Source organism: Rhizobacter sp. Root1221 (assembly GCF_001425785.1).
In the GTDB taxonomy this organism is placed as follows: domain Bacteria; phylum Pseudomonadota; class Gammaproteobacteria; order Burkholderiales; family Burkholderiaceae_C; genus Rhizobacter.
In genome coordinates, this window is sequence record NZ_LMDI01000063.1 from 1 (window position 1) to 4,498 (window position 4,498).

General features: G+C 69.1%; 2 protein-coding genes. Both read left to right on the forward strand.

Translation table 11 applies throughout. The features are described from left to right. Positions 1 to 188 (forward strand): immunoglobulin-like domain-containing protein (locus ASC87_RS32550; protein WP_162255215.1); only part of this gene is annotated, 188 nt, incomplete at its 5' end. Beyond that, the coding region (locus ASC87_RS27320; protein WP_369820802.1) for a beta strand repeat-containing protein at positions 185 to 4,498 on the forward strand (4,314 nt) is incomplete at its 3' end. The genes ASC87_RS32550 and ASC87_RS27320, both read left to right, overlap by 4 nt.

The following is a 4,498-nucleotide window of genomic DNA, read 5'->3' on the forward strand; positions in this document are numbered from 1 at the left end:
CCGTCACCCGCATCGACGACACGATCGACACCACCACGGTGACGCTCACCGCGTCGGCGGGCACCATCGCCGAAGGTGGCTCGCTCACGTACACCGTCGCGGTGAACAACCCGGTCACGGGCTCGCCGTTCGTGGTCACGCTGAGCCCGTCACCCGCATCGACGACACGATCGACACCACCACGGTGACGCTCACCGCGTCGGCGGGCACCATCGCCGAAGGTGGCTCGCTCACGTACACCGTCGCGGTGAACAACCCGGTCACGGGCTCGCCGTTCGTGGTCACGCTGAGCAACGGCCAGGCCATCACCATCCCCGTGGGCCAGACCTCGGCCACCGGCCCGGCCATCGCCGTGCGCCCTGATGACACGGATGCCCAGGGCAACGCCGACACCGTCGTGTCGATCGCCAACACCTCGGGTGGCAACTTCGAGGCGATCAACACGGCTTCCACGGCGACCACCACCGTGACCGACGATGCGGACGCCACCACGCTGACGCTCACCCCGTCGGCCACCTCGGTCACCGAAGGTGGTTCCATCGTCTACACCGCCACGCTGAGCAACGCCGTCACCGGTTCGCCGGTGGTGCTGACGCTGAGCAACGGCCAGACCATCACCATCCCGGTGGGCCAGGCCACCGGCACCAGCCCGGCATTCAACGTGCGGGCCGACGACTTCTACGTCCAGGGTACCGACACCCTGAACGTCACCGTCACCGGCCGCACCGGTGGCAACTTCGAGGCCATCGCGAACACCTCGACGGCCACGACCGCGGTCACCGACGATGCCGGCCAGACCGTCGTCACCGTCACGCCGTCGGCCACGGCCATCGCCGAAGGCAACAACCTCACCTACACCGTCGCGGTGAACAACCCGGTCACGGGCGCGCCGTTCTCGGTCACCCTGTCCAACGGACAGACCATCACCATCCCGGTAGGCGCCAGCTCGGCCACCGGCCCGGCCATCGCCGTGCGCCCGGACGACGCCCACGTGCAAGGCTCGGCGGACACCGTCGTGTCGATCACCAATACCTCGGGTGGCGCCTTCGAGGCGGTCAACACCGCGTCCACGGCCACGACCACCGTCACCGACAACGGCGATGTCACCACGCTGACGCTCACCGCGTCCGCCGCCTCGGTCACCGAAGGCGGTTCCATCACGTACACCGCCACGCTGAGCAACGCCGTCACCGGGTCGCCGGTGGTGCTGACGCTGAGCAACGGCCAGGCGATCACCATCCCCGTGGGCCAGACCACCGGCAGCAGCCCGGCCTTCAACGTGCGGGCCGATGACGCGGACGTGCAAGGCACCGACACGCTGACGGTCTCCGTCACCGGCCGCACCGGAGGCAACTTCGAGTCGCTCGACACCGCCGGTTCGGCCACCACCGCGGTGACCGACGACGCCGATGCCACCGTGGTCACCGTGACCCCGTCGGCCTCGTCGATCGCCGAGGGCAACACGCTCACGTACACCGTCTCGGTGAACAACCCCGTGGCGGGTTCGCCGTTTGTCGTCACGCTGAGCAACGGCCAGACCATCACGATCCCGGTGGGCGCCGGCTCGGCCACCGGCCCGGCCATCACCGTGCGCGCGGATGACACCCAAGCGCAAGGCGCGGTCGACACCGTCGTGTCGATCAGCAGCACCTCGGGGGGCAGCTTCGAGGCGGTGAACACCACCTCCACCGCGACGACCACCGTCACCGACGACACCGACCCCACCACGCTGACCCTGGCGCCCTCCGCCACCTCGGTCACCGAAGGCGGCTCCATCGTCTACACCGCCACGCTGAGCAATGCGGTGCAAGGTTCGCCGGTGGTGCTGACACTGAGCAACGGCCAGACCATCACCATCCCGGTGGGCCAGACCACCGGCACCAGCCCCGCGTTCAACGTGCGGGCCGATGACGCCTACGTGCAAGGCACCGACACGCTGGACGTCACCGTCACCGGCCGCACCGGTGGCAACTTCGAGTCGCTCGACACCACCGGCACGGCCACCACCACGGTGACCGACAACACCGACGCCACGGTGGTCACGGTGACCGCCTCGGCCGCGTCCATTGCAGAAGGCAATGCGCTCACCTACACCGTGTCGGTGAACAACACGGTCACGGGTTCGCCGTTCGCCGTCACGCTGTCCAACGGCCAGGTCGTCACCATCCCGGTGGGCGCCAGTTCGGCCACGGGCCCCGCCATCGCCGTGCGCGCCGACGACGCCTACGCCCAGGGTAACGTGGACACCGTCGTGTCGATCAGCAACACCTCGGGTGGCAGCTTCGAGGCGATCAACACCACCTCCACCGCCACCACCGCGGTCACCGACGACGGCGACACCACCTCGCTGACACTGACCGCTTCTGCCGCGTCGGTCACCGAAGGTGGCTCGATCGTCTACACCGCCACGCTGAGCCAGGCGGTGCAGGGTTCCCCGGTCGTGCTCACGCTGAGCAACGGCCAGACCATCACCATCCCGGTGGGCCAGACCACCGGCGCCAGCCCGGCATTCAACGTGCGCGCCGATGATGCGTACGTGCAAGGCACCGACACGCTCAACGTCAGCGTCACGGGCCGCACCGGCGGCAACTTCGAGTCGCTGGACACGGCGGGCACCGCCACCACCAGCGTCACCGACGACGCCGACCAGACCGTGGTCACCGTGGTTCCGTCCAGCACGTCGGTCACCGAAGGCAACGCCGTCACCTACACCATCTCGGTGAACAGCCCGGTCACGGGCTCGCCATTCGTGGTCACGCTGAGCAACGGCCAGACCGTCACGATCCCGGTAGGCGCCAGCTCGGCCACCGGCCCGGCCATCGCCGTGCGCCCCGACGATGCCCACGCGCAAGGTTCGGTGGACACTGTCGTCTCGATCACCAACACGTCGGGCGGCAACTTCGAAGCCGTCGATACCACGTCGACCGCCACCACCACCGTCAACGACGACAGCGATGTCACCACGTTGACGCTGACAGCTTCCGCCACGTCAGTCGCCGAAGGTGGTTCGATCACGTACACCGCCACATTGAGCCAAGCCGTGCAGGGCTCCCCGGTCGTGCTCACGTTGAGCAACGGCCAGACCATCACCATCCCCGTCGGCCAGACCACCGGCGCCACCACGCCGTTCAACGTCCGGGCCGACGACGCCTACGTCCAGGCCGATGACACGCTGGCCGTGTCCGTCACCGGCCGCACCGGCGGCAATTTCGAATCGCTCGACACCGCCGGCACCGCCACGACCACCGTCACCGACGACGGTGACCAGACCGTGGTCACCGTGACCCCGTCTGCCACGTCCATTGCCGAAGGCAACTCGCTCACCTACACCGTTTCGGTCAACAACCCGGTCACGGGCTCGCCGTTCGTCGTGACACTGAGCAACGGCCAGGCGGTCACCATCCCGGTGGGCGCCAGCTCGGCCACCAGCGCCGCGGTGGCCGTGCGTCCGGACGACGTCCAGGTGCAAGGGCCGGTCGACACCGTCGTGTCGATCAGCGGCACCACCGGCGGCAACTTCGAGGCCGTGGACACGGCCTCGACCGCCACCACCACCGTCACCGATGACAGCGGCACCACCACGCTGACGCTGACCGCATCCGCCGCCTCGGTCACCGAAGGCGGCTCCATCACCTACACCGCCACGCTCAGCAACGCGGTGCAAGGCGCCCCGGTCGTGCTCACGCTGAGCAACGGCCAGACCATCACCATCCCGGTGGGCCAGACTGCTGGCTCCAGCCCGGCGTTCAACGTGCGGGCCGACGACGCCTACGTGCAAGGCACCGACACGCTGAACGTGACGGTCACCGGCCGCACCGGTGGCAACTTCGAATCGCTGGACACGTCGGGCACCGCCACGACGTCCGTCACCGACGACACGGACCAGACGGTGGTCACCGTCACGCCGTCGAGCGCCTCGGTCGCCGAAGGCAGCACCCTCACCTACACCGTCTCGGTGAACAACCCGGTCACGGGTGCACCGTTCGCCGTCACGCTGAGCAACGGCCAGGTCGTCACCATCCCGGTGGGCGCCAGCGCCGCCACCAGTCCGTCCATCGCCGTGCGGGCCGACGACGYCCACGTGCAAGGTTCGGTCGACACCGTCGTGTCCATCACCGGCACCACCGGTGGCAACTTCGAGGCCGTCGACACCGCGTCCACCGCCACCACCACGGCGGCGTTTGCCGTGCGCGCCGACGACGCCTACGTCCAGGCCGACGACACCGTCACCACGTCCGTCACCGGCCACACCGGCGGCACGTTCGAATCGCTGAACTCGTCGGGCTCGGCCACCACCACCGTGGTGGACAACGCCGACACCACCACGCTGAGCCTGTCGGGCAGCACCTCGGTCGCCGAGGGCGCCTCCGCCACCTACACCGTCTCGCTGACCAGCCCCACGCTGACCCCGGTCACCGTGCAGGTCACCTACACCGGCACGGCCGCCAACGGCGCCGACTTCACCGGCGTGGCCACCGTCACCATTCCGGCCGGCGCG